The sequence below is a fragment of the Thiolapillus sp. genome, assembly GCF_048562965.1.
Classification (GTDB): domain Bacteria; phylum Pseudomonadota; class Gammaproteobacteria; order Chromatiales; family Chromatiaceae; genus Thiolapillus; species Thiolapillus brandeum_A.
Genome location: NZ_JBHNMF010000478.1, coordinates 1 through 2,551, shown reverse-complemented (window position 1 = coordinate 2,551; position 2,551 = coordinate 1). Strand labels below are relative to the sequence as shown.

Here is a 2,551-nt window from a genome sequence, read left to right as displayed (position 1 = left end):
AATTATCAGTTCGGGGGAAAACTCACGCTGCCCCAGATAAACCGCATCCGCTGGCACTTATTTCCTGAGATAAGAATAGAGCAGGGGACGGCAGGCGATCTTTTCGATGAGGACGGAGGCGCGGATGACGACGCTGAACAGACGCTGCCCGATATCATAAAGATCATGGATATCCAGCAGGAGCAGCTGGCGCGCAGCCTGGGCCAGGGGCATCGCGTGATTCATGGCGTGGCCGGCTCGGGCAAGACTCTGATCCTGGGCTATCGTTGCCTGCATCTTGCCGAGGCGGTGGCCAAACCGATTCTGGTGTTGTGCTTCAACATCACCCTGGCGGCGCGCCTGCGCTCCTTCATCTCGTTCAAGGGCATCGGCACCAAGGTCCAGATCTATCATTTTCACGACTGGTGTTCCCAGCAACTCAAGACATATCATGTTCCCTTGATGGAATCCGAAAAGCCGGTGTGGGAACGCCAGGTCGAGACAGTTATCCATGCGGTGGACAAAGGGCATATACCCCGCGCCCAGTACGGTGCGTTGCTGATCGATGAAGGCCACGACTTCGAGCCGGAGTGGCTGAAGCTGGTCACGCAGATGATCGATCCCCAGACCAATTCCCTGTTGTTGCTGTACGACGACGCCCAGTCGATCTACAAGAAGAAATCCGGCCTGGGGTTTTCCCTGAGCAGCGTTGGCATCCAGGCCCAGGGGCGAACCACCATTTTGCGCCTCAACTACCGCAACACCCGCGAGATATTGCGTTATGCCTATGACTTCGCGCGTCACTACCTGGACCCGCAGAAGGCGGATGAAGATCATATTCCCCTGGTGGAACCCGAAGCGGCAGGCGCATCCGGCCCCGAGCCGGTGCTGAAGCGTTTGGACAGCCCGGTTGAAGAGATCAGCTTTGCGCTGGCCTGTATTCGCAAATGGCACAATGAAGGCGTAAAACTTCATGATATCGGCGTTCTTTACCCCCGGGGTGAATACGGAAAGAACATGGCGGTGGCACTGCAAAGGGCGGGCATCGACACGCTTTGGCTGGGGGCCAGGAAATACAAGGCCGCCTATGATCCCGAAGCCGAGCGGGTTACGGTACTGACCATCCACAGCAGCAAGGGGCTCGAGTTTCGACGAGTTATTCTCATTGGCCTGGGATTGCTCGGCGTGGATGAACAGAAAACCGCCGAAGATGCGCGTCTTTTGTATGTTGGGATGACGCGCGCGCAGGAAGGATTGTTACTGACAAGCTCAAGTGACAACCAGTTCAGTCGTATTTTGATGAAGAAGTAGCGATGCTCCGAAAAAAATACAGCAGAATCGACTGGACGACCCCGAAAATCATTGAGATTCTACTAACACCCTGAATAGAAGGTATTTTTTATTCTTCATTCCAAGAAAAGGCGAGGTGTATGATGCTTGAATCAGGGATATACGTTTGACATATACACGCGCCAACCTATAATGGATATACTTGTGGTATATCCTTGAGGTTAGACAATGCTAAGCGCTTCTGTTTTCAAAAGCAATACATCGCAGGCCGTCCGTTTACCAAAGCCGGTTGCGCTGCCTGATTCGGTAAAACGGGTCAACATTATTCCATTGGGTCGGGCTCGTTTGATTGTACCCGAAGGGGAAGGCTGGGATAGCTGGTTCGATGGTGAAGGCGTGACTGATGATTTTATGGTGCAGCGTGAGCAGCCTCGTGATCAGGGTCGAGAAAGCCTCTGATGCTCAAGTACATGCTGGATACCAATATCGTGATCTACACAATGAAGAACCGCCCCCAAACGGTTCGTGAAGCATTCCGAAAGCACGATGGGCAGATGTGTATTTCCAGTATTACCTACATGGAACTGGTCTATGGCGCGGAGCGCTCTGTTGATCTGGAACGTAATCTGCGTGTCTTGGAAGGATTTGCCGCCCGGCTGGATATTCTGCCCTATGAAGAAGGCGCTGCAATACATACCGGCCAAATCAGGGCTGAGCTGGCTGCGCAAGGCACACCGATTGGGCCTTACGACCAAATGATTGCCGGCCACGCCCGGTCACTAGGGCTGATCGTTGTCACAAACAATATCCAGGAGTTCAGGCGTGTAGAAGGCGTGCGCCTTGAGAATTGGATCTAGCGATAGTGTTGGGGCAGCTAAACATCGATTTTCTACTATTCTTGGTTTGTCCATACCTGGACGACCAAGCAAATAAGTCATTTTGAGTCTTTATTAACCTCTTGAATGGACGCCACTTTTTTGGCCATGATTCCAAGAGAAAGAGTGAATAGACCGAAGCACCCCCTTTGTCTGAGGACACAATGTCTATTTCAAAAATATTTGTCAATCATTCGTCTATTTCATCCGGACCCGAATTCAACCAATAACCGCAACACCACCCGATGCGGCGTCCTGCCGGTGTAGTCCTTCACAGAACACCTCGATCGGCGCCCTGTAGCCCAGTCGCTTCCTTGGCCTCATGTTCAGCTTGCGTTCTACTGCCGCGATCTCCTCGTCAGTCACCTGATCGAAGTCCGTCCCCTTCGGGAAGTACTGCCGGATCA

3 protein-coding genes and 1 pseudogene are annotated in these 2,551 nt (G+C 52.7%); 3 read left to right on the top strand and 1 reads right to left on the bottom strand.

All coding sequences use genetic code 11. The annotated features are described in order from the left end of the window. From ACOCD2_RS16605 to vapC, 3 genes are all read left to right on the top strand, one after another. The coding region (locus ACOCD2_RS16605; protein ID WP_293649235.1) for a DEAD/DEAH box helicase at window positions 1-1,290 on the top strand (1,290 nt) is incomplete at its 5' end. A gap of 207 nt (window positions 1,291-1,497) precedes the next feature. Further along, complete coding sequence (gene vapB, locus ACOCD2_RS16600) at window positions 1,498-1,728, top strand: type II toxin-antitoxin system VapB family antitoxin (RefSeq protein ID WP_293649233.1); 231 nt, start codon at window positions 1,498-1,500, stop codon at window positions 1,726-1,728. Next, entirely contained in the window at window positions 1,728-2,126 is a 399-nt protein-coding gene (gene vapC / locus ACOCD2_RS16595) for a type II toxin-antitoxin system tRNA(fMet)-specific endonuclease VapC (protein ID WP_293649230.1), read from the top strand. Before vapB ends, vapC begins: the two co-directional genes overlap by 1 nt. A gap of 237 nt (window positions 2,127-2,363) precedes the next feature. On the opposite strand, the pseudogene ACOCD2_RS16590 reads toward vapC, so the two are convergent. Then, window positions 2,364-2,551: pseudogene (locus tag ACOCD2_RS16590) on the bottom strand (IS30 family transposase); the annotation flags it as partial.

Bases quoted from the DNA above. Each gene is read 5' to 3' on its own strand.
- vapB (WP_293649233.1), top strand. From the start codon at position 1,498: ATGCTAAGCGCTTCTGTTTTCAAAAGCAATACATCGCAGGCCGTCCGT.
- vapC (WP_293649230.1), top strand. From the start codon at position 1,728: ATGCTCAAGTACATGCTGGATACCAATATCGTGATCTACACAATGAAG.